Annotated in this window: 23 protein-coding genes; 9 read left to right on the top strand and 14 right to left on the bottom strand. The window is 62.8% G+C overall.

All coding sequences use genetic code 11. From position 1 onward, the window contains the following. Positions 1 to 7: 7 nt before the first annotated feature. Positions 8 to 871: a lipid-binding SYLF domain-containing protein gene (locus tag SR3_RS18915; protein ID WP_157098966.1), complete on the top strand. Its 864-nt coding sequence runs from the start codon at positions 8 to 10 to the stop codon at positions 869 to 871. Between the two features lie 366 nt (positions 872 to 1,237). Here SR3_RS18915 and SR3_RS18910 read toward each other — a convergent pair whose 3' ends face one another. The 5 genes from SR3_RS18910 to SR3_RS18890 form a co-directional block, all read right to left on the bottom strand. Continuing rightward, positions 1,238 to 1,846, bottom strand: a complete 609-nt coding sequence (locus tag SR3_RS18910; protein ID WP_068089812.1) for a DUF3237 domain-containing protein — start codon at positions 1,844 to 1,846, stop codon at positions 1,238 to 1,240. 19 nt (positions 1,847 to 1,865) lie between these two features. Continuing rightward, complete coding sequence (locus SR3_RS18905) at positions 1,866 to 3,737, bottom strand: CocE/NonD family hydrolase (protein ID WP_068089810.1); 1,872 nt, start codon at positions 3,735 to 3,737, stop codon at positions 1,866 to 1,868. After that, a complete protein-coding gene (locus SR3_RS18900; protein ID WP_068089808.1) occupies positions 3,734 to 5,014 on the bottom strand; it encodes a serine hydrolase domain-containing protein in 1,281 nt (426 codons plus the stop codon). Before SR3_RS18900 ends, SR3_RS18905 begins: the two co-directional genes overlap by 4 nt. A gap of 24 nt (positions 5,015 to 5,038) precedes the next feature. Further along, the gene (locus SR3_RS18895) at positions 5,039 to 7,345 is read right to left on the bottom strand and encodes a TonB-dependent receptor (RefSeq protein ID WP_068089806.1); all 2,307 of its coding nucleotides are present in this window, start codon (positions 7,343 to 7,345) and stop codon (positions 5,039 to 5,041) included. Positions 7,346 to 7,495: 150 nt separating this feature from the next. Next, positions 7,496 to 8,611: a helix-turn-helix transcriptional regulator gene (locus tag SR3_RS18890; RefSeq protein WP_084455711.1), complete on the bottom strand. Its 1,116-nt coding sequence runs from the start codon at positions 8,609 to 8,611 to the stop codon at positions 7,496 to 7,498. Between the two features lie 244 nt (positions 8,612 to 8,855). Between SR3_RS18890 and SR3_RS32890 the strand changes: the two genes are divergently transcribed. Beyond that, positions 8,856 to 9,119 carry a recombinase family protein gene (locus SR3_RS32890; RefSeq protein WP_084455710.1) on the top strand — a complete coding sequence of 88 codons (264 nt, stop codon included), beginning with the start codon at positions 8,856 to 8,858 and terminating at the stop codon, positions 9,117 to 9,119. Here SR3_RS32890 and SR3_RS18885 read toward each other — a convergent pair. The 8 genes from SR3_RS18885 to SR3_RS18850 all read right to left on the bottom strand — a co-directional run bounded on the left by SR3_RS18885 (position 9,097) and on the right by SR3_RS18850 (position 15,165). Beyond that, positions 9,097 to 10,296: a HupE/UreJ family protein gene (locus SR3_RS18885; protein WP_157098965.1), complete on the bottom strand. Its 1,200-nt coding sequence runs from the start codon at positions 10,294 to 10,296 to the stop codon at positions 9,097 to 9,099. The genes SR3_RS32890 and SR3_RS18885 overlap by 23 nt on opposite strands. A gap of 2 nt (positions 10,297 to 10,298) precedes the next feature. Further along, entirely contained in the window at positions 10,299 to 11,168 is an 870-nt protein-coding gene (locus tag SR3_RS18880) for a peptidylprolyl isomerase (RefSeq protein ID WP_068089800.1), read from the bottom strand. Beyond that, positions 11,165 to 11,902: a c-type cytochrome gene (locus SR3_RS18875; RefSeq protein WP_157098964.1), complete on the bottom strand. Its 738-nt coding sequence runs from the start codon at positions 11,900 to 11,902 to the stop codon at positions 11,165 to 11,167. Before SR3_RS18875 ends, SR3_RS18880 begins: the two co-directional genes overlap by 4 nt. A 65-nt stretch (positions 11,903 to 11,967) precedes the next feature. Next, positions 11,968 to 12,972, bottom strand: coding sequence for a LysR substrate-binding domain-containing protein (locus tag SR3_RS18870; RefSeq protein ID WP_068089796.1), 1,005 nt, complete (start codon positions 12,970 to 12,972; stop codon positions 11,968 to 11,970). 27 nt (positions 12,973 to 12,999) lie between these two features. Beyond that, positions 13,000 to 13,509, bottom strand: coding sequence for a DUF6644 family protein (locus SR3_RS18865; protein ID WP_084455709.1), 510 nt, complete (start codon positions 13,507 to 13,509; stop codon positions 13,000 to 13,002). Further along, a complete protein-coding gene (locus SR3_RS18860; RefSeq protein WP_218018849.1) occupies positions 13,496 to 13,966 on the bottom strand; it encodes a DUF6644 family protein in 471 nt (156 codons plus the stop codon). The genes SR3_RS18865 and SR3_RS18860 overlap by 14 nt, the downstream gene beginning before the upstream one ends. A 2-nt stretch (positions 13,967 to 13,968) precedes the next feature. After that, positions 13,969 to 14,400, bottom strand: a complete 432-nt coding sequence (locus SR3_RS18855) for a VOC family protein (RefSeq protein ID WP_068089794.1) — start codon at positions 14,398 to 14,400, stop codon at positions 13,969 to 13,971. A 12-nt stretch (positions 14,401 to 14,412) separates the two neighbouring features. After that, positions 14,413 to 15,165 carry an SDR family NAD(P)-dependent oxidoreductase gene (locus SR3_RS18850; RefSeq protein ID WP_068089792.1) on the bottom strand — a complete coding sequence of 251 codons (753 nt, stop codon included), beginning with the start codon at positions 15,163 to 15,165 and terminating at the stop codon, positions 14,413 to 14,415. Positions 15,166 to 15,392: 227 nt separating this feature from the next. Here SR3_RS18850 and SR3_RS18845 point away from each other — a divergent pair, with 227 nt between their 5' ends. Further along, positions 15,393 to 16,094: a response regulator gene (locus tag SR3_RS18845; protein WP_068089790.1), complete on the top strand. Its 702-nt coding sequence runs from the start codon at positions 15,393 to 15,395 to the stop codon at positions 16,092 to 16,094. After that, positions 16,091 to 17,392, top strand: a complete 1,302-nt coding sequence (locus SR3_RS18840) for an ATP-binding protein (protein ID WP_068089788.1) — start codon at positions 16,091 to 16,093, stop codon at positions 17,390 to 17,392. Before SR3_RS18845 ends, SR3_RS18840 begins: the two co-directional genes overlap by 4 nt. Here SR3_RS18840 and SR3_RS18835 read toward each other — a convergent pair. After that, positions 17,389 to 18,621 carry an MFS transporter gene (locus SR3_RS18835; RefSeq protein WP_068089785.1) on the bottom strand — a complete coding sequence of 411 codons (1,233 nt, stop codon included), beginning with the start codon at positions 18,619 to 18,621 and terminating at the stop codon, positions 17,389 to 17,391. The two genes, SR3_RS18840 and SR3_RS18835, sit on opposite strands and share 4 nt — an antisense overlap. A 175-nt stretch (positions 18,622 to 18,796) precedes the next feature. On the opposite strand from SR3_RS18835, the gene SR3_RS18830 reads away from it, so the two are divergent. From SR3_RS18830 to SR3_RS18810, 5 genes are all read left to right on the top strand, one after another. Continuing rightward, entirely contained in the window at positions 18,797 to 19,489 is a 693-nt protein-coding gene (locus SR3_RS18830; protein ID WP_169805664.1) for a glutathione S-transferase family protein, read from the top strand. 108 nt (positions 19,490 to 19,597) lie between these two features. Next, positions 19,598 to 20,491 (top strand): hypothetical protein, encoded by an 894-nt coding sequence (locus SR3_RS18825; RefSeq protein ID WP_157098962.1) that lies wholly within the window; start codon positions 19,598 to 19,600, stop codon positions 20,489 to 20,491. Between the two features lie 9 nt (positions 20,492 to 20,500). Continuing rightward, a complete protein-coding gene (locus SR3_RS18820) occupies positions 20,501 to 20,905 on the top strand; it encodes a DUF6152 family protein (RefSeq protein WP_068089779.1) in 405 nt (134 codons plus the stop codon). Between the two features lie 26 nt (positions 20,906 to 20,931). Then, positions 20,932 to 22,494: a hypothetical protein gene (locus SR3_RS18815; RefSeq protein WP_157098961.1), complete on the top strand. Its 1,563-nt coding sequence runs from the start codon at positions 20,932 to 20,934 to the stop codon at positions 22,492 to 22,494. Positions 22,495 to 22,700: 206 nt separating this feature from the next. Continuing rightward, complete coding sequence (locus SR3_RS18810; protein ID WP_157098960.1) at positions 22,701 to 24,959, top strand: TonB-dependent receptor; 2,259 nt, start codon at positions 22,701 to 22,703, stop codon at positions 24,957 to 24,959. The last annotated feature ends 1 nt before the right edge of the window (position 24,960 follow it).

Genomic DNA, 24,960 nt, shown 5'->3' with positions numbered 1-24,960 from the left:
GGAGAATGTGCCTGATCGGGAATGGGTGCATCGCAGGAAGGATTTTATGTGGGGAGCGTTCGGGCGCCTTGGTCAAAGCATTAAGGAACAACACCCATGCCTCTTGATTTGGAATGAGGCCGGGCTGACTGCCGTGGCAGACCGCAAGCTCCAGACCTGCAAGGACGTACCCATCATGACGAAGCGATCGATCACAGCGACCATCCTTGGCTGCGCCGCCATGGCGACTCTGGCACTGGTTGGTCCGGCGCTGGCGCGGGCGCGCGCACCCAGCGCGAACAGCGACCAGGCGCATGGCCCGCAAAAGCTGGTCGACAAGGCCGCCTCGGTCGCGGTCGAGTTTCAGCGCGATCAGGGCAAGGCCGGCATCATGCGCCATGCGCGTGGCATGTATATCGTGCCGGAATACGGTAAGGCCGGCTTTATCATCGGGGGCAAGGGCGGCGCCGGCGTTGTGACGGTGCGCCATGGCACGAACTGGACCTCGCCCGCATTCTTCAACTTCGGCGGCCTGAGCGCCGGGCTGCAGATCGGCGGCGAGGGCGGATCCTTGATCTTCCTGCTGATGAACCAGAAGGCCGTCAATGCTTTCCGCCGCGACAATAAATTCGCGCTGACCGCGAACGCTGGCCTTTCGGTGGTGACCTACTCGACCGCAGACCAGGCCAACCTTGGCCGCGCCGATGTGGTTCTGCTCACCAACACCAAGGGCGCCTATGCAGGTGCGACGATCGAAGCCAGCAATGTTGGCGTGGATGGTGGGCGGACCAGTGAATTTTATGGCCAGATGATCAATCAGAATGCGCTGCTCGATGGCCGTGTGCCGCCGACGGCCGGTGCCCGCATCCTGCTGAGGGTGCTGCCGCGCTGAGCGGCAAGTGGGTGAGCGCATACCCTTATGACGGGCGGTGCCCAAGCGTGACGGCATCAAGATGAGCATCACGCGTCGGGTTGAAACTGCGCTCACGGTGCTCAAAGCTGAATAGGCCCTGGAAACCGAAATTTGAAGGAGCCGACACGAAACCGGATTCCCGCCCGGCGAGCGCAGCTTGGTCACTTGGCAACCAGTTCAACGGGAAGCAGGAGTGCCATTTCCCTTAGCGATTGGTTCTGGCGTTCCAGCTGCCTCGCACAGGGAGGCCAGTTGGCAACCGGCAGGACAAAAGCATCATGAGGGAATGGTGGTCGGGCTCTCCACATTCCATGATGCTTTTGCGCCGGGAATTCAGTCGATGTATTAGGTCAGGCGGAACACCTGAATCAGGCGACCATTGGCTTTCGGTCCCAGATCGGGCGCTTTGACCTCCGGTGGGACCGGATAGGTCAAGGTGGCGACAAAGGCGGATTCGCGCAGCCAGGCATATTTTTTACCGGACACATTGAAAGTGGGCAGGAGGCGGTATTTGCTCTCGCTATACCCAAGCCCCTTGTTGTGGATGATGACTTCATAACCGTCATCCGTCTTGAGCCGATACAGCGCATCGACGATAACCACCCCGTCCGGGCGCACCACCGGAAAGTCGCCGCCCCCGGCAATGACTGTGCCTTGAATGCCGCGTCCCCGAAAGGTCCCGCCAATGATCGGCCAGACCTCGTTGCGATCGCCGTCGGCCGTGGTCTGATCCTCCTTGGGGCCCATCAATTCCGGTTCGCTGCAGAAGGGCAGGATGTCCATCACCCATTCCAGCCCAACGGTATCGTAGATCCTGGGCCTGCCTCCCGCAGGCAGACCGGGAACCGTGGGTTCATGGTCCAGCGGGGGCGTGGCCGCCAAGCGGCTTGGCACGGTGGCCAGTGGTACGGTCGCGCCGATCAAGCCCAGCGCAGTGCGACGAGAAAGGGTCATATTTTGATTTCCTTGCGAATTATTCCGCTTGCCCAAGCGGGTCCGGGCGGCACGGTTGGTGCAGAATGGTGCCGCAGACCGGCCATGGAGCGGGAACCGCAATGCCCGGCACAGTGCCGATCAACAGGCGGGAGGGATGCTGCGCGTCATGCAGGACCTCGATCCGGGCCGGCACCGACTGGGGCGCGAAGAGAAAACCGCCATACTGGCTGGGCGTATCGATCCACAGCCGCAGGTGAGATCCCTTGCGGAAGGCATGGGCGAATTTCTGCACCTCGATCCGCGCCAGCGCCGGCTCGCCCGGCACCATTGCCGCCATGGTTTCGGGGCGGTCCAGCGGCCATGGGCGCAGCGGCGTGGATTTCGCCGGGTTCTGCGCGCGATCCGACAGGCGCAGCCATCCGCGCTGGAGGAACATCTCCTGCCCATCGGGGCGCAGCTCGGTCAGCGTGACCTGAAGGTCTGCATCAGCGGTGCTGGCGGTCACCCAGAGATCGGCGCTCGCCGGGCCATAGGCCACCACATCATGGTCGAAGGCCGGGCTGGTATAGGCCAGCGTGCCATGCCGCCAGCCGGATCTTAGCGGTTCCCAGCTGTCTTGGCCGAATTCATGGTTCACGGCGGGGCCGCGCAAGGGATAGTCGAAACCATCCGGCTGGCCCTCGCCGCTGCCCGCCACCAATCGACCATTGGTGGAGAGGGCAAAGGCCAGAGGCGTGACAGGCATCGGGAAGCTGGCATGGGTCAAGGTGAGCGCGGGTGTGAAGTTCTCAAACGCGCCCTCGCTTGGTCCCTTCAGCGCGCCTTCGATCCAGACCTGCACATGGGGCGTGGCCTCGAAACCGTTTGCCTTGCCCTTTACGAAATGGTCGAAGAAGGCGATCAACTGCTGGCGAAAGCGGGTCGAGGCATAGAGATCATGCACGCCATTGGTCTGGAGATACCAGAGGCGCGCGGGATCGAGCGTCTCCTGAAAATAGCCCATGCGGGAAATCACCGCCTCGTCCTGAAAGACCTCCATCGAGAAGGTGGGCACCGTGATCCGATGCGTGCGGGCGGCCAGATTGCGGATCTCGATATAATCGTCGCGCAGGGGATGGCGGATCAGCACCGAAGGCAGGCGGTTGGCCTCGGCGGTCTGTTCGTTGCGCGCGATTTGGGCCAGACAGCGCTGGTCGCCCTCCGCCCGCGCGCTGGTCTTCGCCGAATTCCAGCGCGAGTGGAGATAATTCCACCAGCCATCGACAAAGCCCGGCGCTGGCACGCCGCCTGGATACCAGCTGTCCAGCCGCGCATCGCCCAGTGGCATGCCCGGCGCGATGGCCTTCAAATGCGGTGGCTGCTCGGCGGCGGTGGCCAGTTGCGACATGCCCGCCCATGACCAGTTGGCCATGCCCACCGCGCCATTGGACCATGGCTGGGTCGCAATCCATTCCACCGCATCGTGCCCGTCCTCGCCGTAGGACCGGGCGAGGAATTCGAACTGCCCTTCCGAACAGGCTGTGCCGCGCGCATTGATGCCGATCACGGCATAGCCAGCCGCCACCAGCGCGCGGTCGAGATTGACCGACATGGCGGTGTTGTCATCCAGATAGACTGCCCCGCCGATCGATCCGGGGTCGTAACCCGAATAGTTGACGATCACCGGGAACGGCCCTTCGCCTTTGGGCAGCAGCACGCTGTAGCGCAACTGTGTGCCGTCTCGCGCGGGCAGATAGCCGGTCAGGCGGCGCGCGAAGAAGGTGGGCTGGTGCTTGACCGGCGGGCTCATCTCATCGGGCGGGGTGGCTGCCTGATGGACCGGCACCGGGGCCTGAGCCTGGGCTGCCGCGGCGATGGTCAGCGCCGCCATGGCGGCGGCGCAGCCCAACCCATATCGCCGGGTGATCATTTCGCCTTCCACTCGGTCAAGGTCCGGAAATAGGCCAGCGTGTCCTCCAGCGCCGCATCGCTTTTGGGCGAGCCTTCCTCGGGGAAGAAGCTGAGCTTGACGATTACGGTGCGGGTCGCGGGATGGACATAGATGAATTGCCCCTGCAACCCCAGCGCGGTGAAGGCGCCGGTGTCATCCAGCTTCCAGATCTGATAGCCATAGCCTGACCGCGCGAAGGGATTGGTCACGCTGGCCGGCGGAGGCGGGGTGCCGGGATCGGCATTGGGAGTCATGGTGGTGGCCTGCTTCATCCAATCTGCCGGCACGATCTGCCGCCCGTTGAAGCGTCCGGAATCGAGCATCATCTGTCCAAAGCGGGCAAAGTCGCGCAGGGTGGCATTATAGGCCATGCCGTTGAGTTCACGCCCGACGCCTGGGCCCCCGTCGGCCAGCCAGAAGCCATAAGACTCGGTGCCGAGTGGCTGCCAGAGATAGTGCGCGGTGAAATCGGCCAGCGGGCGTTTTGTGGCGCGCTCCAGCACCCAGCCCAGCACCGAGGTATCCAGCGTGGAATAGTTGAAATGGCTGCCCGGCGCGAGTTTGCGCTTCATGCGCGGGGCCATATCGGCAAAGCGCTCCTTGTTGGCGACGATGGCGTTGAGGAAGATTTGCGCGGCGATGCTAGGGCTCGCGCCGAAATCGTAGCGCTCCTCGTAATCGGTGCCCGAGCGCATCTGCAGCAACTGCCGGATGGTCACGCCATCATAGCCCGATCCCTTCAGTTCGGGCACGTAGAGCGTAGCGGGATCGTCGATGGAATGGATCGCGCCTTGCGCCACGGCGATGCCCACCAGCATCGAGGTGAAGGTCTTGGCCATCGAGAAGGAGATGAAATGGGTCCGCTCGTCGGTGTTGTTGCGATAGCTTTCATGCAGGATCTTGCCATCGCGCATCACCAGAAAAGCCGAGGTGTAGGTCAGATCCTCCCAGGCATCCTCGCTCATGGTCTGCCCGCGAATGGTGGCCTTGGGCAGCGGAGCATCGGCATGGGCCAGCGGGGCGATCGGGCCGGAGCGCGGCACCACGCGGGTCTGGAACAGCTGGTCCATATTGTGGAAGGTCAGCATGTTCTCGGGCGCTTCGAGCATATGCATGCGCGCCGCCGCAAGGGCAGGGGGCACGGTGCCATCGGGCAGAACATGGCTGGGGGCGGTCTGGGCGCATAGCGGTGCGATGGGCGACAGCGCCAGTGCAAGAGCCAGGACGCGCGTCAGAGGGGATCGGGCAAACGACATGGAAAATCCTTGTTGGGAAGAGGCTTATTTGCGCAGCAGCACGGTCAGGCCGAAAGTGCGCGGACGCGATGTGATCGACTGATAGGAGCCCACGCCCACCACCCCGATCGAGCGGGACAGCACGGCGTGATCGTTGGTGAGATTGTCGACAAAGGCGGAGACATCGACGGCCTCATGCCGCCACCCCAGACGCAGGCTGGCGAATTGGAAGGCCGCCGTGCGCAGCGCGCCCGGATCGTAGGAATTGGTGGCCGGATCGGTGGTGGCGGTCATGGGGCCGGCGCTCTTGTATTGATAATCGCCGCGCAGATAGAGCGAGCCGGTGGCGATCGGCCTTTCGTAACTGCCACCGATGCTGGCCGTCCAGGGATGGGTTTCGAGATGGTCGGCGGTGGTCGCCAGTGCGCCGCCTGCCACATTCTGCGTGAAATGGGCCGAGGTGTAGCTGAGCGTGCCGTCCAGCGAGAACCCCTTGGCGATCTTCACCGTCGCCTGCAGGTCGAAGCCGGTGCTGCGTGCCTGACCGAGATTGGCGGTGAAATGCGCCCCGCAATGCTGGAGATAGACATCCTGCTGGATATCGCTCCAGTCGACGCGGAAGGCGCTGGCGGCAAAGGTGACGGCGCGCCCGACCCGGCCCTTGGCCCCGGCCTCGTAGCTCCACAGGCTGTCCGACTTGTAGATGTTCGGCACGGAGGTAAAGCCATAGCCCGCGAGATCGGCGCCGCAGACCGCTTGCGGCACCGGCGCATTGGTGCCGCCGATGCGATAGCCCTTGGCGGCGCTGACATAGAGCATCACGGCGGGGCTGGCCTGCCAGTCGAGGCCGAATTTGGGGGTGACCGGGCTTTCGCTCACCGACTGCGAGGGCTGCAACTGATAGCCCGAGACCGGCCCTTGAAACAGCGAATTGCCGCTGAACTTGGTATGGGCAACCCGCAGGCCAGCGCTGGCTTTCAGCTTGGGCGTGATGGCAAAGGTGCCATCGGCGAAGCCGGCGATCTGCTCGTCCGCGCCGCGCCCGGCGCCCGCCAGCGAGGAGGTGCCACCCACCAGAGGCGTGCCCAGCACCACCTCTGGTGGGACGCCGCCAAAGATATCGGCGAAATAGGGGTCCTGAACATCCTCGGAGAAATGCTGGACCGATTTGGAATAGAACACGCCCAGCACCCATGACAGGCGGGCATCCTTCTTCGTCGATTGCGCCCGCAATTCCTGGGTGAAGGTGCGCTGGTCATTGGCCATATGCGCCAGCGCATTGTAGCGCGCCGAGACCCAGGGCGTGCCATCGAAGACGGCGGGCCAGACGGTGGAATAATCGATCTGCGCGCTTTGATCGCGGATGTAGTAGGAGGTGTTGTTGATGATCTGTACCCCGCCCAGATCGCCTGTGATGTTGAGCGCGGGCAGCAGGAAGCGATCCCGGTCGGGCGAGGCATTGGGCTGACCGCTCAGGAACTGGCCCTGTGATGGGTTGGAAAGGCTCTCCCAATAGGTGCTGCTGTCGTTCAGAGTGCGGCGCTGATAGAACAGCGAGGGCGTGATCGTCAGCCCGTCGCTCGCCGCCCATTTCAGCGCGAAGCGCCCGACCAGCGTATCGCCGGAGTTGACATTATGCAGCACCGGCTGGCCGCTCAGCAGAGGATTGGCGTTCTGGCGGTCCACCCATCCGCCGTCGTGGCGATACCACAGCGTGGCGGCCAGCCCCAGCCTGTCGCGCACCAGCGGGCCGGTGACCGAAGCGCCGATCTCGCCGGAGACGGCGCCGCCCTGCGTGGCGGAGGTCTCGCCGCGGGCATAGACATGGATGTCGTTCAGGCTGGGCTGGGTGGTGATGAAGCGCACCGTGCCGCCTTCCGACCCTGCGCCGAACAGAGTGCCCTGCGGCCCGCGCAGCACCTCGACACGGGCAAGGTCGAAGACGGCGGGGAAAGCATTGGTGGAAGAATAGCCGACGACGCGGCTCTGGATTGGCGTATCGTCGATGTAGACGCCGGTGGTGGCCGCGCCCACTGTCGAGCTGACGCCGCGAATGGCGATGTTGGTCTGGTTGCCGAAGCCGTTGGGATCGAACTGGATGCCGGGCGTCTGGCGCACCAGGCCCGAGATGTCCTTGATCCCACGATTGTCCAGTGCGGCCTGCCCCAGGGCGGTGACTGACAGCGGCACCTTGCTGAGCGCCTCGGCGCGGCGGGTGGCGGTGACGATGATCTCGCCCTGGCTGGGCGTGTCAGCCTGTTTGGCGTCCTGGGCCAGAGCAGGCGTGGTCAGCGCAGGTATGGCAAGTGCCAGTCCCGAGACCGCCGACAGATGGATGATGTGGTGTTTCATGGTTCCCTCCCCGCATGCCGCCGTTGAGACGGTCGATCAGTCGGGAGGTCTAAGCGAGGGGCTTGCGCCGTCCGCGTCGATCCCGACCTGACAGAGCAAGCCATGAAGGAAGCCGGGAAGGGGCGCGTCCCCCGAATGGTATATGCTATGTCATAAAACAATCTTTCCATCGGCGACCGAACGGCAGATGCGTCGCACCAGCTCCGATTGACGGCCGGTGCCGGTCTTGGCCAGCACGCGCTTGAGATGCAGGCGGGCTGTCCCTTCGGCGATCCCGCGCGATGTCGCGAAATCGCTGACGCTGCCTCCGGCGGCCAGGCTGGCGGCCAGCGTGGCTTCGGTCATGGTCAGGCCGAAAAGCATGGCAAGATCGCCTGGGGCATAGCGCACCGCGAGATCGGGCCGCGTCATCACCAGCAGAACCAGATCGCGAGGCAGGGCAGGACGTTCAGCCAGAAAGGCGGCAGGGCGGGCGCGGATATGCAGGGCGGGGCGATCGATGCCGCCGATCGCCATGACGGTATGATCGCAGCGCCCCTGAACCAGCGCCAGCAAGCGCTCATGATCGGTTCGGGAAGGGGCGCACAGATGCCCGTCGCGCAGGTGCAGCATAGACGGTGTGGCGAACATCGCCCTGGCTTCGGCATTGCTCCAATGGACGCGCAGATGGCGATCGCAGGCGACCATCGCGGTCATCATGGCATCATTGGCTCGTTCGGCCAGCCCGGCGCGGGCTTCCGATGTCGACAGCCGCGTCCATAGCCGCATTGCCTGCCGGAAATGGGGTGCCAGCGCGTTCAGCAGCATTTCATCGCTATCGGCCATATCGCGCCGGTCATCAGCAACGCGATGAAAGATCAGCGTGAAATTACGGCCGTCCTCCATTTGCTGGCTCAACCAGAAGGCAGGGCCCAGACCACAGCGCGCCAGGCCATCGAACAGCATACGACGATCCTGAACAGACAGGTCGCCACACCGTTCGTCACTGTCGATTTCCAGCTTGGATGGCGGGGTGAGCGGACGACGAAAGCGGGGATTTGCAGGGCTGTTTGCCCATGAATCATGCAACGGTCCAAGGCGCTCCGAGTGGCTGTCGCGGGTGCCCCACACCGGCAGCAACATGTCCCGCTCGGTCTCCAGCAGCTGCGCGGCAACGCTTTCGACACCAAACTGTCGCCGCAACAAATCCATCAGTCTGACCCAGCATGCTGGGTCGTCGACTGCCGCATAGAGCGCGCCGATGACCTGACCGTCGAGTGTGGCCATTATCCCCCCCCAATCGCTTTGTTCCAGTCAGGATACCGGTTCGCGCACGGACAGCAAGCTGCTTGGATAAGGGGAGGAGGCGCACAGGCGGATAGCTTGAAGTGCGTATGAAAACTGCGCCACAAGCCTTTTCTGGGCCTCCGGCTATAAGGCAGTGAGATATCGGGGTGAATGATGCTGCTGTGGTGTCTTCGCGCCATTTCCATCCGACAAGGCATCGGGCGCCCGGGATGATCGCCCCGGCCTGAAGGCCGGCGACACCCTGGTCGTTTGGAAGCTCGGCCGTGTCGGACGATCACTGACCAACCTTCTGGCGATAATAACCGATCTGAAAAATCGAGGGGTGGCCTCCCGATCGCTGACGGAGCAGATGGACACAAGCGCGACCTTTTATGGACAGGTTTCCCGGTTCCCAGGTCAAAGCGAACTGGGTGTCGAGCGGGTTGGAGACAGGGTTCGGCTTGGCGCACGCGGGGGCCATGCAGTCAGGCCAGGCTTCGAACGATGAACCAGAACATGCCGATGGCAACGAGGGCGGAAGCTAGCGTATCGACCGTGATGGCACGCGGCGTCGCAATCCTGAGACGGCGGGCCGTCAAGACGCCGCCGGTGACCATGAGAACCACGGTGAGCTGAGCCATTTCGACCCCGAGGTTAAATCCGACGAGGATTTCGGCGAGTTTTTCCCTGGGCAATCGGCTTTCGAGGAGGTCAGCGGCAAATCCGAAGCCGTGGATCAGTCCAAAAACGGTGGTGACCACCATGCGCAGCCGCCCCGTGTCGTGCAAATGGCCCGAGATCATGAGGTAACAGGTGGTGAAGAGTGCCCCACCAATGAGGAGCAGCGGCGGAAGTACGCCAATTCCGGCCAGCCGCAGGAAGCCCATCAAGAGGAGTACGAAGCCAGAAATGATCGCCAGCTTGTCTGGCCTTTTCAGCGTGACGACGAGGTTTTCCACGCCGATGAGCGCGATGGTCAAGGCTACCAGCGCGTCGATGAACTCGGCATGCGGGCGAATGAGACCTGTCACCGCCAGACCCAGCGTGAGGCTGTGGCCGATGGTAAATCCCGTCACCACGAAGATCAGATCGCGCAGCCTGCGCGAGATCAGCACCAGGCCGAGCAGGAAGCTCATATGGTCGACGCCAGTGAAGATGTGCATAATGCCCATCTGCACGAAGCGGAAGAAACTGGCTCCTGCCAGTTCGCCACCCCTGCTGCGGGTGACGTCGATCTCCTGGGCGTCATTGCTGAAGAGCTGCTCGACGAAATCGCCATTGTTGAACTGGATCTGCGCGAGGTCGATATGGGTGGAGATGAGGTCGAAAAAGCCTTCGAAGCGAAGATGCATGTCGGCGTCAGTCGGGCAGTCAAAAGCGAATTCAGCGCGGCGAAAGCCTGTGGCGGCCAGCACCACGCGCGGCGGCGCGGCTACCAGGCAGGCGTTCTTGCCACTCAGTACGCCGATGCGCGGGGTGAGATAGGTAAGGATCTGGCGATCAGCCGGGCGCTTGCCATTGTCGATGCGCGCCATCTCCATATCAGGCGCGGTGATGTTCATGCGCACGATCCGCCCGTCGATTGTCCAGGTCGTGTGTGATTCCGAGCGTGTATGAGCCAACGCGGGGCTGGCCATCATCGCGCAGGCCAGCAGCGAGGCGCTCAGCCATGTCCAGAAATCCATGCTCATTCGAACCCTGGCGCGATCTGGACATCGGCGCGCTTGCGCAGATAGGCATCGGCACCGGCCTGCATGCGGCTCACCTTGTCGCTGCGGTAGTCGGTCAGTACGCGGTCCCGCGCCTGCTCGAAGGGGGTGACGACGGGGGCGATGTTACTCTTGACCAGCAGCACATGCACGCCATCGGGCAGTTGGATGGGGGCGGACACCTGCCCGGACCTGAGCGCCTTTGCGGTTTCAAAGAGTCTGTCGCCCAGATGGATGCGTGCGGCGAAGTAGAACTCCTCGCCATCGGCCACCTTGTCGCTGGGCTTCACGCCTGAGGGATGCCCCCCGGCGCGAAGGGTGGCGACTGCCGCCTGCGCCCGCACCATGTCCGGCGCGATGAAGTCACTCACCGTTAGCAGACCATCACCGGTATATTTGTCGATATGGCGATTGTATTGGTCGCGCAGTGTGGCATCGTCGGGCTGGGTCGAGGCGGCGTCCACCGCCTGCTGCCCCTCTACTGCGCTTACCAGTGCCTGACGCACCTCGATGACATCGTTCTGCAGCCCAAGCTCCACCCCCCGCTGCACATACAGCTCCTCGCGGATCATCTGACCGAGGACCTTACGCTTCTGTGCCGGGCTCGCCTTGTCGAGCCCCACGCTTTCGCTCGCCTGCAGCGCAGTGACATAGTCGCTCATCAGGATTGGCACCTGGTTCACTGTGGCGACATCCTCGGGCGGGACGCCGGCGATGCGGGTGCCTTGCGCGGTGAATAGGCCGGTGCCTGCTACCACCAGCCCCAGCACTGCACCCGCCGCGCAGAAGATCAGTGTGCGTTTCTCGGAATGGCTGTGAAGATCGTCCAGTCTGGGTGTGTCGGTCATGAGGGTGCTCGGACGGAAGGGTGCAGCGAAGCGGTGTAAACGGCCACGGCGCGCGCGTCATAGGCGGAGATGCTATGCTGGAAGGCGGGACTGATCCCGGCCATGCCATGTTCGATGATGTCGGTGAGGTCGGCTTCGCTGCCGTTGCCCTTCAGCCAAACACCATCGATCAGGTTCGGCGCACCCACGGCCGCATCGCCCGCCCCGTCACTGGCGTGGCAGTCCCAGCAGGCGCCATTGGTGGAGAACAGCTTGTGGCCGCGCCCGATGCGCGCCAGGTCATAGCCACCGTTCCCATTGGCCGCGCGCAGAAAACCCACGATGTCGCTGATCTGGGCTGGGGTGAGCGAGGGAAGCTTTTCGCGCGTGTACGGCTCGGCTTTGGCGAAACCGGGCATTTCGGCCAGGTCCCGGCCTTTGCTGTCGCCCGCGCGGATCCCATGGAGCACGATCTGCTCGATCTCGCCGACCCTGCCTCGGCCATAGAGGAAATCCTTGTCGGTGAGGTCGGGCATGGCCTTACTGGGGTCGCCCTTGCCAGCGGCTCCATGGCAGGAGGTGCAATGGGTGAGGAAGACTTTGCGCCCGTCGGCCAGTGCATGGTTGCGCAGCACGGGATCGGCAAGTACTTGCTCGGGATCGGACCGCAGCATGGCGATCTGGCGCGCGGATACCCCATGGCGCCACCATAGCGAGCCTGCGATCATCAGTAGCACCGCAGCGGGTGTTACCACATGGAAAGCTATCCGCGCCTGCCTCTTCACGGCCAGATTTTCCTATTATCGGTGACTTTTCCGCATCAATGCGCACACTGATTTTCAAGGGGATGATCGGGTTGGGGGCGCGGACTGTTTTTTGGCACCAGCCATTCCGATGACCGCGTGGCGCCAAGGCCATCCCCACTCAAGGTTACGTGGCGTGCCAACTCATCCATAACCCATAGAAGAGCCGGATCGCGCTCATTGGACCTATGCCATTGTACTCCAACGCTCACGGCCGGCATGGCGAAAGGGACAGGCACGATCTTGATCGGCAGCCAGTTGGCGACATCCTCTGCCAGGCGGCGGTAGATGGTGGCAATACGGTTCGACCCCAGGAGCATGAAGGGAACCGAAAGGAAAGAGGGCGCCACTACCTCCACCCTGCGCGCGCGCGCGCGATTGCGTAGCAATTCCTCCTCAAAGGCAGGCATGCGCGATAGGCCGAACTGTGTTGTGACATGGCCGAGCGAATAATAGGCCTCCTCGCTCAAACCCTCGGCGAGAAAGGGGTTTCCATGCCATCCCATCACCACGTAATCGTCGGAATACAGTGTCCGGCTCGGATGGTCATGCGAGAACGAGGACTCCAGGGTGATGAGCAAGTCAATTGCCCCCTGTTCCAGCATTTGCATGGGACGATCATGGATCGCCTGGATCGATAAGCTCATCCTTGGGGCCAACTGTTCGAGATAGGGCATGGCCCGTGCCAGCAGAACCTCGCCGACATAGTCCGAGGCCATGATGGTGATCTCGCGTTCGCTCTGGTCGGCGATGAACTCAGGTTTGGCAGCGATGGTCGTTTTGACCAGATTGAGCACTGTGCGCACAGGCTCGATCAGTTCCTCGCCACGGTGGGTTAGCACCATGTGCCGACCTTTCAGCACCAGCAGTTCGTCCTGGAAATAATCGCGCAGCCGGCTGAGCACATTGCTGGTGGCCGAGGGGCTGAGGCAGATGCGATCCGCAGCGCGCGCCACGCTCTTTTCACTGAGCAAGGCGTCGAGCGCGACGAGCAGGTTGAGGTCAAGACGTTCACAGCGCATGACGGCCTGGCTCCTTGTTTGAATGATCTAGCTGCTGAAACCGATCCACCGCGCCACGACGATGATGGCGGTCCACAAGATCAACGACAGGCCGCCGGCCACGCGCGCGGCCAATGGCGGCCGGATATCATCGCCCCAGCGGCCCACCGAACGACCAATGCCGAAATTGAACACGGCCATGTTGACCCCGGCCAGCGCGAGCAGCAGCATCTTGGCCTGGAACATCGGATTGGCGGCATATTTTCCCGCGCTCGAGGCAAAGAGCAGGAAGCCCGTGAGCGCCGCCCCGGCGAAGGCCGCCCAGGTCACTGGCACCAGCTCGCGTTCCAGCACGCGCACCGGACGATGGGTGGATTGCCAGCCCAGCAGACGCAGATCGACCACCGCGATGGTACCGAACACCAGCGTGAGGCACAGGACATGGACCGTCTCGATCCAGGGGAACAACAGTGCGCCCTCGGCAATCGCCGAAGCCCAGCTTGTGCCGGAAAGCCAGTTGAACAGGAAGGCAAGCGGGCCGGGATCAGGGGGCAACATAGGCAATCCACCTTCCGCAGATGATGATGGCAACCCAGAGCAGGATCGAAAGCAGGGCCATGACACGACTGATCTGAGAAATCGGGGCCTGGTTCTGACGCATGGCGCGCCCAAGCAGTGCGGTAAGCCCGCAGGCCACCAGCAGCAGCGCCATCTTCAGCCAGAAGATACGGTTGCCAAACACGCGCACGGGCTCGCCGATGGCGTTCACCAGCCCCGAGAGCAACAATGCACCCAAGGCGGCCATCATCCAAGGCTGGAACCGGCGATAGACCAGCGCCAATGGTTCAGGTACGCCCCATACGCCCAGCACCTTGAGGTCGCAGATCAGTGCCCCGCCGAAGAGCAGGCCAATGCTCAGGATATGCACACTCTGCACCGCAGGGATGATGAAGCCCGCATCGCGGATCGACGTGCTGAGCGGTGAGGCATAGAGCTGATCCAGCACGACACTCATGGTCAGAGCCGACCGGCCACGCCGGTGGGCATGGGCTCTTCGACGAATTCGATGAGATTGCCGGCATTGTCGCGGATGAAGATGTTGGCGCCATGCTGCATGCGCTTGATCCACACGATGTCGGCCCCGCGCCTTTCGAGTTCGGCGCCAAAGGCCTCGACATCCTCGATGACGAAGGAGACATGCTTGTTGCCGTGTGTGCGGTTATCGGTGTCGGGTTGGCGGCGGTCCTGAGGCAGGGCCTCGGCGCCAGGCACTTCGAAGATTTCCATGCGCAGGTCGCCATTCCGAATGATTGCCACCTGCGCCGGGATCGAGGGAATGGGGAAGCGACGCTCGAGGGTGAAGCCGAGCACCTTGCCATACCATTCAATGGTCGCGTCGAGATCGGGGACGCTGATGCCGCCATGGTGGAAGCCGAAGGTCAAAGTCATGGGGTGTCCTTTCTAGAGGGCGGTAGCGCCACCATCAACGCGCAGGTCGGCGGCGGTGATGAAACTGGCCTCGCAACTCGCCAGAAACAGCGCCGCACGGGCGATGTCTTCAGGCTGGCCGAGCCGCTTGATCATCAGCCCCCGCAGCACCGTCGCGTTCATTTCGGGCGCGAGGAACACGTCCCTTGTGGCGGCGGTGAGAATGGGGCCAGGCGAGATGCTGTTGGCGCGGATGCCGTGGGGGGCACCCTCGGCAGCGAGCTGGCGAGTGAGCGCCAGAACGCCGCCCTTGCCGGCGCAATGGGCGGCAGCATAGGACCCGGGCAGGGTGACATAGGCATTGGCGGAGGCGAAGTTGACGATTGCGCCCCCGCGTTCTTTCAACAGCGGCCATGCTGCACGGCAACACAGGAACACATTATCGAGCTCGGCCTTCAGGGTGAAGGTCCAGTCATGATAACGCATGGTCTCGACCGGAGCGAAGATGGCGGCGGCGGCGGCATTGATCAGCGCGTCGATACCCTGAACCTCCCGAGCGATGGCTGTGAACCAGTCGGCGACCTCATCCTCGCGTGTCAGATCGACACGGCGGGCATGGATGGACCCAGCGCCCGCCTCATCGACAGTCGCACGCGCGGCATCCAGATCGATATCGCAGCCGTAAACCATCGCGCCTTCACGCGCGAAATGCAGTGCGCAGCCCTTGCCAATACCAGCGCCAATACCTGTGACCACGGCAATCTTGCCGTCCAAGCGACCGTTCATGACATCCTCGTCCTGCGAAGCCCTGTCGGCCCCTTGTTGTCATCAGGGGTAAAAGCGGGAATCGACCATCTGATGGCGGTTTGTTGCGGAATTGAAATTCAGATTGCAGCCCCGGCATCTAGGCTGCATCCGGGAATCGGACGAGGATGAGGACATGGGCAGCCTTGCGGCACGCGTCAGAGGCGCGGTCTCCCGGACAAAGCCCGTGCCGGTGGAAGGACAAGCACATGAGCGGGAACCGGACGCAGCATATTCTGGTGGTGGACGATGACAGCGCCCTGCGCCGGGGCATTGCCCAGTTTCTGGAAAAGAACGGCTTCAGGGTGACCACAGCGGGCAGCGGTTCGGAGGCGGATCGCGCTTTGCGCGGTGGTGAACGGATCGATCTGGTGGTCCTGGACCTGATGCTGCCGGGCGAGGACGGTTTGGCCATCATCCGCCGTTGGAAGGATGAGCGCCCGCCGATCATCATGCTTTCGGCCATGGGCGAGGGCAGCGACCGGATCATCGGGCTGGAGGTGGGGGCGGACGATTATGTCGCCAAGCCCTGCAACCCGCGCGAGTTGCTGGCGCGCATCCGCGCCGTGCTGCGCCGGGGGCATGTGCAATCCCAGACCGGGCCGCAATGCCTCTATCTCGACGATTGGGAGGTCGATCTGGTTGCACGCACGATCACGCGGGAGGCCGAAGAGCCAGTCAGCCTGACTGACAGCGAATTCCGCGTTCTGACCGCACTCATTTCCCGGCCCCGCCAGGTGCTCAGTCGCGACCAGCTGATCAACGCCACCCATGGCTATCAGAGCGATGTCTTCGACCGCGTGGTGGATGTGGCGATCAGCCGACTGCGCAAGAAGATGGTGCCTTGCTGCCCGATCCGTACCGTTCGCAGCGAGGGGTATATGCTCACCGTGGCGCCTTCTCCCAAATGAGTTTACCGGGCTTTCGTTCGCTGTTTGCCCAGGTCGCTGCTCTTTTGCTGGCGGCGCTGGTGCTGTCACAGGCGGTGTCAGTGGCGATTGTTGTCAGCCTGCCACCGCCGCGTCCTTCGTATCTTACCGTTTCGGCCATCATCGACCTGCTGCGAGCCTCCGATCCGGAGCGGCTGAGCGAGGGGCTCTATGGGGTGTCCTATGAGCATGGGTCGCCTGCCGCGCGGCGTCGGGATCGGGTCCCGCCCGCAATTGAGGCACAGGTGGCTGCCAGCATTCACCTGCCGACCGCCGCCGTCCAGATCTATGCTGAGCGCGTGGTGGGCCATTCGCGGGCCGGCGCCACGGGCATGGTCGATCCGCTGCTGATCGGCAATGTCCAGGCTTTCTGCTTTGATGGCAGGGCGTGGCGTATCTTGCAGCGGCAGGATGAGCCGGCTTTGTTTGCATGGCGGATGCGGTTGCTGCTGTGGTTCGCGGGATCGACGTTGCTGTCGCTGCCGCTGGGCTGGTTCTACTCACGCGGCTTGGGACGTACGCTGCGCCGTTTTGCCGCTGCGGCCGACCGGCTGCGCGAAGGCGCGGCCGAACCCGATTTTCCCGTGGAGGGCGCGCGTGAATTGCGCCTTGCTGGGGCTGCGCTCAACCAGATGCATTCGCGCATCGGCCAATATGTCAATGAGCGCACCGCCATGATCGCGGCCATCGCACATGACCTGCGCACGCCTTTGGCGCGTATCGCCTTCACCATGGAAGAGGCCGCGGAACCCTTGCGCATTCAGGTGCAGGGCGATGTGGCCCATATGCGTACCATGATTGCCGACACGCTGGCCTTCGTGAAGGGCACCTCGGTCTCCTCGAGGTCCGAGGTCGTGGATCTGGGGGCGCTGCTGACTGAGGTGGCGGGCAAGTATGTCTTGCTGGGTGCCGATGTCGAGGTTCAGGCGGCGCCTAAACTGGCAATGGTGGGCGATCCGCTCTCGCTCGAGCGGCTGTTCACCAATCTGATCGACAATGCCATCCGTTATGGCACGCTGGCCCGGCTGAGCCTGACCCGCGAGGAGGATAGCGCGCTGATTCGCGTGGTCGACGATGGCCCCGGCCTGCCCGAGGACCAATTGGAGACTGTGCTGCAACCTTTCGTGCGGGGCGATGTTTCGCGCAATGGCGACACCGGGGGGATTGGCCTCGGGCTGGCCATCGCCCGGGCCATTGCGCGCAATCATGGGGGTGATCTGATGCTGCGCAATGGCGATGTGAGCGGGCTGGTGGCCCTGTGTCGGCTGCCTGTTTCTTAATCCCGCCGGAGCGTCAGGCAGGCCACCAGCGCGAGGCATGCCGCCCCCAGACACAGGAAGCCGAAGAGTTGGAAGCGCGCGATCATCGTTCCTGCCACCAACGAGGCCAGCGGCACCGCGAGATTGTTGCAGGCAAACTGGCCCAGCGCGAAGGTGGCCCCCCACAGGCCCGAGCCGCGCCCCCGCAGTTCGAAGGGTAGGCTATGCACGGCGCAGGTGAGCAGCGTTGGCAGCAGCATCCCCGCGCCGATCTGGTTGACGCCGGCCCATAGCGCGAAGCTCAGGGGATCATGCGCATGCCCCATGGCGACAAACCCTGCGCCCATGATCGAGAATTCTACCAGAAACTGGGTGCGCAGACCGGACCGGGGCGAGATGATCCAGAAGCACACTGTGCCTACCGGTACGAACAGGCTGGCCAGTGCAGTCAGCCCCGCCCCGCGCGCCGCATCGTAATCGCCACCAGGCAGCACGACCCCCAGTTCCTGCAAGCCGGAGGGCAGCTTGATTTGTACGGCATAGAACATCACCGATCCGAACAAAGTGATCAGGCAGATCGGCCCGAAGGACCGCCACGGCAGGTCACTCCAACCCATATGCCGGCCGGGATCGCGCAAATGGCTGCTTTGCGCCGGCTCCCAGGTGAACAGGGCGACCATGGTGAGGAACAGGGCGGGGATGAGATACAGCAGGAAGACCTTGTGCCAGTCCGACTGGCCCACCGCGCCCGCCACCATGATGACCACGATGGCGGAGAGCGAAGCCGTGCCAGTCTGTGCCGCCAGCCAGCGGTTGCGCGCGTTGCCCTGGAAGAAATCGCCGATCAGCGTGGTCGAAAGCGTCATCAGCATAGCCTCGACCACGCCGAGCAGGACGCGCGTTGCCAGAATCGCGCGCAGGTCGTCCAGCGCATAGGGTGCGACGCCCAGCACAATGTAGATGGCCATGGAGAGCATCAGCAGCCGCCGTCGCCCTAACCGGTCCCCAAGCGCCCCCGCAAAGGGGGAAAACAGTGCCACGCAGAGCGAGGGGATGGTGATGATCAGTTCGACCAGCGGCGCGACCTGACCGATCTTATCCGGATTGCCATCGGTAAAGCTTTCGATCATGCGCGGAGCCACGGGCGCTACGAACAGTGCTCCCATAACTGAAAGCGTGATGGGAAAAAGCAGGCTGATCCCCTGCAAGAAGCCGGCTTGGCGCCCGGCCTCCGGTGTTGCTCCCTGCATCCGTCTGTCTCCTGCGATCTTGTTATAGGATTGGGCCTCCCGGGCCGCCAATGCCTGCAATCGCGAAACTGCCTGCGCGGACAAGTTGATAATCCAAAGGATAGGCCTTCGCAGGATCGATTTGATCCTTCGGATGCCGCGCCGCACTGTCGCGCCGGGATCGAGGAGCAGATCAATGCCATCCATGGAACTCTATTATTTCCCGGGCACCTGCGCGCGTGTTGCGCTGATCGCGCTGGAACAGGCGGGAGTGCCCTTTTCCACGCAGGTCGTCCGCTTCTTCCGGGGTGAGCACAAGCAACCGGACCATCGGGCGCGCCATCCGCTTGGTAAGGTGCCGGTGTTGGTGGTCGATGGCCAACCCTTGACCGAAAATATGGCGATCATCGGCTATCTCTATGCGCTGGCGCCGCAGGCCGGGCTGATGCCACAGGCAGGTGATCCGCTTGTCACGGCGCGGAATTGGGCGGATCTGGCGCTTTGCGCAGCGACATTGCATCCTCTTGTGACGCGGCTGCGCGTGCCGGAGATCATCGCCGGGCCTGAGCACAGCAGCGCCGTTTGGTCGCGGGCCGAGGCGGCGCTGCAGGAGGCCTTTGGCGTGCTTGAAACCCGCCTTGCCGGGCAGCGCTGGATGCTGGGCGAGGCATGGTCGGTGGTGGATGCCTTTGCGTTCTGGCTGTGGGACACGGCGGTGGGTGCCGATTTCGATGCAGGTCCCTTCCCCGCGCTGAGGGCTCATGCAGAAGCGATGAGGAACTGGCCCGCGGTGCAGCGTGCCTTGGCCACCGAAGACGCTGCGTTTGCAACCTTTGCTGCGGAGGGGGCGCCTTTCTCGCCGCCCCCTTCGATGCGGCCCGTCGCCTGACAAGGGCCCGAACGCGCAATCATTGCGGAACTGCAAAAAACTGAAAACCGGAACGCGGACCAGCATTTTAATGAGAAGTGCTGACAACCGTCCGAATGGGAGAAGGACATGCCTCGGAAACGAGAGATACTGCGCTTGAGCGGCGCGGGGCTGGCGGTTGCCCTGACGCTGGGGGCTTCGGCGGTGCTGGCGCAAGGCAATGCACCGGCGCCTGTGCTGGTGGCGCCTTTCTGGCACAAGGGAGACCCCATCGCACCGGGGCCCGATGCCGCGCAGCAGGGCTGGGACGCCTCCAAACCCGAAGGCGAGCAGGGGCGGGATTATGATTCCATCAAGAAGCTGCCCGATTGGAGCGGAGCCTGGGCGCTGGACGAGGAAAGTTTCGCCAAGACGGTGAAAGCCAGCACGCAGGTTTCGGACACCGATCCCGGCACCCCCCGGCTCCAGCCCAAATGGGCGGCCTATCAGCGCGCAAATGGCGCGGCCAACGATGGCCATGGGCCCGCCGGTGGTGTGCAAAACAACGCTCGTCAGTGCCAGCCCGATGGAATGCCGGGCATGATGACGACGCCGCTGGCGTTTGAATATCTCTTCACCCCCGGGCGGGTGACGATCCAGTCTTCCTCGGGCGAAATCCGCCGGATCATGACCGATGGGCGCGGCCACAGCAAGGACCCGGACCTCAAATTTCCCGGTGAATCCATCGGCCATTGGGAGGGGGACACGCTGGTCGTTGACACGGTGGCGATCCTGCCCAAATCCGAGATCTACATGGGGCTGCCGCAGGCTGCAGGCACGCATGTGCTTGAGCGGATAAGGCGGATCGGCCCCGAAAAACTGGAGGTTCGCACCATCGTCAACAATCCGATGATGTTCGCGAAACCCTGGATTTACACGCGTACCTATTCGCATCTCGACCAGATCGCCTTCGACAATTGCTTCGAAAACCTGCGGGACAAGGGCGACCAGATCGACCTCACGCCTCCGCCCATGGACAAATAACAGGAGCCTATGGTGAAGACATTGACCGTGGCTGTGGCCGCCTGTGCGGCCTTTGTGCCCGCCCTCATGCCGACCCCGGCGCTTGCCCATCACAGTTTCGCCCAGTTTGACATTCGCGCCGAAAAGGAAATTTCCGGCACGATCTATGCGATCGAATGGGCCAACCCGCATGTATGGATCTGGGTCAAGGTGCTCAACCCCGACGGAACAGTGACGCCCTGGGGATTCGAAGGCGCGGCACCGGGCGAATTGATGCGCTGGGGCATTGCCAAGACCGCGCTGGCCCCCGGGGACAAGGTGCGGGTGAAATTCCACCCCATGAACAACGGCAAGCCGGGGGGATCGTTTGAATCCTTTACGCTGGCGAACGGACGCGTTGTGGGCATGCCGCCACCGCCGGCCAAGTCGAAATGAGCGGAAAATCGGGAGGAAGGACAACCATGACAACATCCTTCAAGCGCAGGGTGGCGATAGCGCTACGCCTGTCGCTGCTGACGATGGGGGCCGGGCTTTCGGCAGGGGCGCCACTGTGGGCCGGGACGATGTCTGTGCCGGTGGGCGATGCCGTGCCGGAAACGGCCTATCTGACGCTTTACCCAGGCGTCTATACACCGCTGGAAAAGCCGTTGGTCGATGCCTATCTGGTGTCCAATGCGGCGTTGAAGGCGCGCGGACCGGTCGATGTCCAGCAATTGGTGGCGGGCACCCTGCCGCCCGGTACGCCCGGCATCGGCCCGGCGATCAAGGTGACCGAGCCTTGGGTGCGTTACTACAACCACAAGTATGACCCCGACAGTGCGCTGCGCAATGACGCGGCTTATGCGCGCGCTCTGGGCTATGCCGACATCCTAGCCTATCCCACCTTCGGCACCAATGACGACACCTTCATGGTGCCCTATCCACCGGCCATCAAGCACAAGCTGATGGTCACACAGCTCAACCATCAGGTCACCAGTCTGAAGCCGATCTATCCGGGTGATACGCTCTATCTGGTGATGGACGGTCGCGACCTGACCGACCTGACCCCGCCGCAGGGCGCCACCTATCGCAGCGTGGCGATCGAATCACGCGGCAGCGTCTACAACCAGCGCGGCGAGAAGGTGAATGAGGTGACCTTCCGGGTGGTGGAAAACATCCGCATCCAGAATGATCGGGGGCTTGTCGACAATTTGCCCTTCAAGGCTTTCTGGATCGGTCCTAACTGGGATGTGCGCAAGCCGCACACCTACACAGATGACGACTGGACCTTTATCCGCTCGATCTGGGCGAAGGAACATGCGCGCGGCGCCCAGCCTCTGTTCTGGGAGGATGTGAAAGTGGGGGAGACGCCCGCCTGGACACTTGACGGGCCGGTGTTGTCCAGCGTGTTGCCGGTGAGGCCATGGGGCCAGGGCAAGGGCGGCAGCCGCACGATGAAGCGCGAGATCATGGACCCCGCGCTCCGCGCCACGCTGACGCGCGGGGCCGATGGCCTCTACCGGGCAAAAGACCGCGCGGTGATGGTGCCCGCGCCGCCGACAGATGCGGCAGGCAACGAGACCGGCACCGATGGGTTTGACACCACCCAGATCCATGCTGATGGCGAGGGGCGCACGCCTCTGGTCAATTACATGGGGCGCGATTTCGCGATCCGGCACATCACCAACTGGATGGGCGACCAAGGTTGGCTGCGCAGCATCCAATGGGGCATCATGGGCCCCGAGGCGATTGCGACAACAGGCGTGAATTTTCCGGGCGACCCGCATGCCATCGATTTCCTGGCCGGTGTACCTGCCGCCAACGGGCGCAGGGTGACGACCCATCCACTGACCGGCGACATCTATCTCATCAAGTCGCAGGTGACGCGTAAATATGTCGAGAACGGGCGTTTTCTGGTCGAGTTGGCGTGGTGGTCGGAAACCATTACCGGCGAGATCGACGAGGCGGGCCGCGCAACGGTGCAATTGCCATCGCGGCTTTCGGGCCGGGAGGGCGATGTGGTGGAAGGCCTCTCCCGCCAATAGTGTCAGGACTGCGCTGAAGAAGGATCAGCGCCGGATTTCGCGTTTGGGGGCGGCCTTTGTTGTACGCTTTAAAGGTCTTGTTGAGTGTTTAATTTTTGAATTCTGGGAGTTCATAAAACAAATTTGACCAATTTGCGCCAATTGTCGATGGTTTCCCGGAAATAAAGAGGCCTTTCGAAGGCCCGAAAAAATAAAGGGAGGGTTGATTGAGCAAGCTACATACTTTCGCTTGCGCCATGGTTGCGCTGGTTCCTGCCAGCCTCCACGCTCAGGCGACGAAACCGGATGAAGGGGCGGCTATCACCGAAAACGGGCCGATCCCGGAAATCATCGTCACGGCCCAGCGCCGGTCGGAAAGCCTGCAGAAGGCGGCGGCGTCGATCTCTGTGCGTAATGGCGCCGATTTGCTGAAGCAGGGTAAGGTGACGCTGCGCCAGATGCTGGAAGACGTGCCGGGGCTGTCTGATGCTACGCAGACCAATATTCTAGGGCCAGCGGCGGGCACCTATATCGTCATGCGCGGCCTTGCCTCCGACCAGAATAATGGGCCGGGTATCAATCCTTCGGGCACGGCGGTCTATGTTGACGGCGTGTTCGAGGGATTTGGCGGCACCTATGATATCGAGCGCGTGGAGGTGCTGCGCGGGCCGCAGGGCACGCTCTATGGCCGCAGCGCCACGGCGGGCGTGGTCAGCATAAGTACAGTCAATCCCACGCTCGGCGTCTTCAGCGGCAATCTGACCGGCGAATATGGCACGGACAACCTGTTTCGCGTCCAGGGCGCGGTGAACGTGCCACTGGGCGACAAGTTGGCCCTGCGTGTTTCGGGCCAGGATCTTTCCGGCGATGGCTATGATTCCAAGGAAGGGCAGGGCCGTCGGCACATCACTGACGGCCGCGCCAAGCTGCTCTTCAAGCCGACCGACACGCTCGACACGACACTTGCTTATGCCCATCAGAACGCCACCGTTTATTCGGGCGGTGTGCAGTTCGACAACATTGCTTCGGGCTATTGCCTGGTGTCGGGTGCGACCTGCACCTCGACCTACACTGGCCCAAAGACGGTGATCGCCTCGTCCTTTCCGATTTCGCCGGCCTCGTCCCGTGGCGATCAGGTCAACGGCACAATCAATTGGAGCGTGGGCGGCGCGGTGGTTAGCTATCTGGGATCATACCAGACCTATCGCAACTCGACGGTGACCTATGCCGTGGCCGGCCCCCCCGGCGCCGCGCCGGTGCAGAGCAATGTCGACATCCCGCTCTATCACACGACCTCGCACGAATTGCACATTGCCTCCGGTCCAGGGGCAAAGATCACCTGGATTGGTGGGGTGATCTATTACCGCAACCGTCTGCAAAATTCGAACGACACGTTCAGCACGGCTTCGGGCGGCCATCTGTTCAAATTTACAATGGACAAGACCACCCGCGATCTGGGCGTCTTTGGGCAGACCACCATTCCGCTGGGCGACAGGACGCGGATTACCGCGGGCATCCGCTATGACAGCACGCAGGTGCAGACCACCGAGGATTACACCGTCAACACCGGCGGCCAGACCTTGCCACCCTTTTCCCCTGCCTTTGGTTTGCCTGAAGCGCTGGTGACAGCTTCGTTGCGGGGTAATGACGGTTTGCGCACCTTCAACAATGTCACGTTCAAGGGGAGGATCGAGCATGATCTAGGTGCGCGCAATATGGTCTATGGACTGGTTGCCACCGGTTTTCTGCCCGGAGACGTGCGGGTGACGACGGTAAACAACCAGCCGCTGGCCACGCCCTATGACCAGCAGACGCTGACCTCCTTCGAGGCGGGCACGAAGAACCGCTTCCTGAAAGGAGCACTGACGTTCAATGCGTCGGCCTATTACAACAAATACACAGGCTATCAGATTTCCACCAACGTCAATGCCGGCATTGTCAATTCCGAGCCCAACAATGTGTTCATGCAATCGCCCGCGCGCATGTACGGGTTTGAACTGGACAGTGCACTACAAGTAACCCGCCACGATCGCCTGACGGTCACGGCAGGCTATACCAATGCCCGCTTCGTGAACAAGCCGAACACCACGCTCAACCCTTTTGCCACCAACTTCGTAAAGGACGAGATCCCCGGCGTGGCACCATGGACAGTCTCCTCCAGCCTTGAGCATACGCTCGAGCTTGGGGGCGATGCCCGGGTGACGGGGCGGATCAATGGTGTCTATACCGGCGCCTTCGATATCATGGGGCTCAACGCGCTGACTATCGCGGCCGAACCACTGGCGCGGCAACCGGGCCATGTGGTGGGAAATCTTGATGTGACGGTGGCGCTCAGCAAGGTCACGCTGACGGCCTATGTCCGTAACTTCACCGGCAAGCGATACATCACCCACAACATTGGATTTGGCAATATTTACGCCAATGACGTGTCGGTGGGGCTGACCGATCCGCGCACTTTCGGCGTGGTCTTGAGCACACGGTTCTGAC

It is taken from the genome of Novosphingobium rosa NBRC 15208, from assembly GCF_001598555.1.
In the GTDB taxonomy this organism is placed as follows: domain Bacteria; phylum Pseudomonadota; class Alphaproteobacteria; order Sphingomonadales; family Sphingomonadaceae; genus Novosphingobium; species Novosphingobium rosa.
The sequence above is the reverse complement of the archived record's forward strand: the minus strand, read 5'-3'. Positions and strand labels throughout refer to the sequence as shown.

Bases quoted from the DNA above. Each gene is read 5' to 3' on its own strand.
- SR3_RS18910 (WP_068089812.1), bottom strand. From the start codon at position 1,846: ATGACCCTTTCTCGTCGCACTGCGCTGGGCTTGATCGGCGCGACCGTA.
- SR3_RS18905 (WP_068089810.1), bottom strand. From the start codon at position 3,737: ATGATCACCCGGCGATATGGGTTGGGCTGCGCCGCCGCCATGGCGGCG.
- SR3_RS18900 (WP_068089808.1), bottom strand. From the start codon at position 5,014: ATGTCGTTTGCCCGATCCCCTCTGACGCGCGTCCTGGCTCTTGCACTG.
- SR3_RS18895 (WP_068089806.1), bottom strand. From the start codon at position 7,345: ATGAAACACCACATCATCCATCTGTCGGCGGTCTCGGGACTGGCACTT.
- SR3_RS18890 (WP_084455711.1), bottom strand. From the start codon at position 8,611: ATGGCCACACTCGACGGTCAGGTCATCGGCGCGCTCTATGCGGCAGTC.
- SR3_RS18885 (WP_157098965.1), bottom strand. From the start codon at position 10,296: ATGGATTTCTGGACATGGCTGAGCGCCTCGCTGCTGGCCTGCGCGATG.
- SR3_RS18880 (WP_068089800.1), bottom strand. From the start codon at position 11,168: ATGACCGACACACCCAGACTGGACGATCTTCACAGCCATTCCGAGAAA.
- SR3_RS18870 (WP_068089796.1), bottom strand. From the start codon at position 12,972: ATGCGCTGTGAACGTCTTGACCTCAACCTGCTCGTCGCGCTCGACGCC.
- SR3_RS18865 (WP_084455709.1), bottom strand. From the start codon at position 13,509: ATGTTGCCCCCTGATCCCGGCCCGCTTGCCTTCCTGTTCAACTGGCTT.
- SR3_RS18860 (WP_218018849.1), bottom strand. From the start codon at position 13,966: ATGAGTGTCGTGCTGGATCAGCTCTATGCCTCACCGCTCAGCACGTCG.
- SR3_RS18855 (WP_068089794.1), bottom strand. From the start codon at position 14,400: ATGACTTTGACCTTCGGCTTCCACCATGGCGGCATCAGCGTCCCCGAT.
- SR3_RS18850 (WP_068089792.1), bottom strand. From the start codon at position 15,165: ATGAACGGTCGCTTGGACGGCAAGATTGCCGTGGTCACAGGTATTGGC.
- SR3_RS18845 (WP_068089790.1), top strand. From the start codon at position 15,393: ATGAGCGGGAACCGGACGCAGCATATTCTGGTGGTGGACGATGACAGC.
- SR3_RS18840 (WP_068089788.1), top strand. From the start codon at position 16,091: ATGAGTTTACCGGGCTTTCGTTCGCTGTTTGCCCAGGTCGCTGCTCTT.
- SR3_RS18835 (WP_068089785.1), bottom strand. From the start codon at position 18,621: ATGCAGGGAGCAACACCGGAGGCCGGGCGCCAAGCCGGCTTCTTGCAG.
- SR3_RS18830 (WP_169805664.1), top strand. From the start codon at position 18,797: ATGCCATCCATGGAACTCTATTATTTCCCGGGCACCTGCGCGCGTGTT.
- SR3_RS18825 (WP_157098962.1), top strand. From the start codon at position 19,598: ATGCCTCGGAAACGAGAGATACTGCGCTTGAGCGGCGCGGGGCTGGCG.
- SR3_RS18820 (WP_068089779.1), top strand. From the start codon at position 20,501: ATGGTGAAGACATTGACCGTGGCTGTGGCCGCCTGTGCGGCCTTTGTG.
- SR3_RS18815 (WP_157098961.1), top strand. From the start codon at position 20,932: ATGACAACATCCTTCAAGCGCAGGGTGGCGATAGCGCTACGCCTGTCG.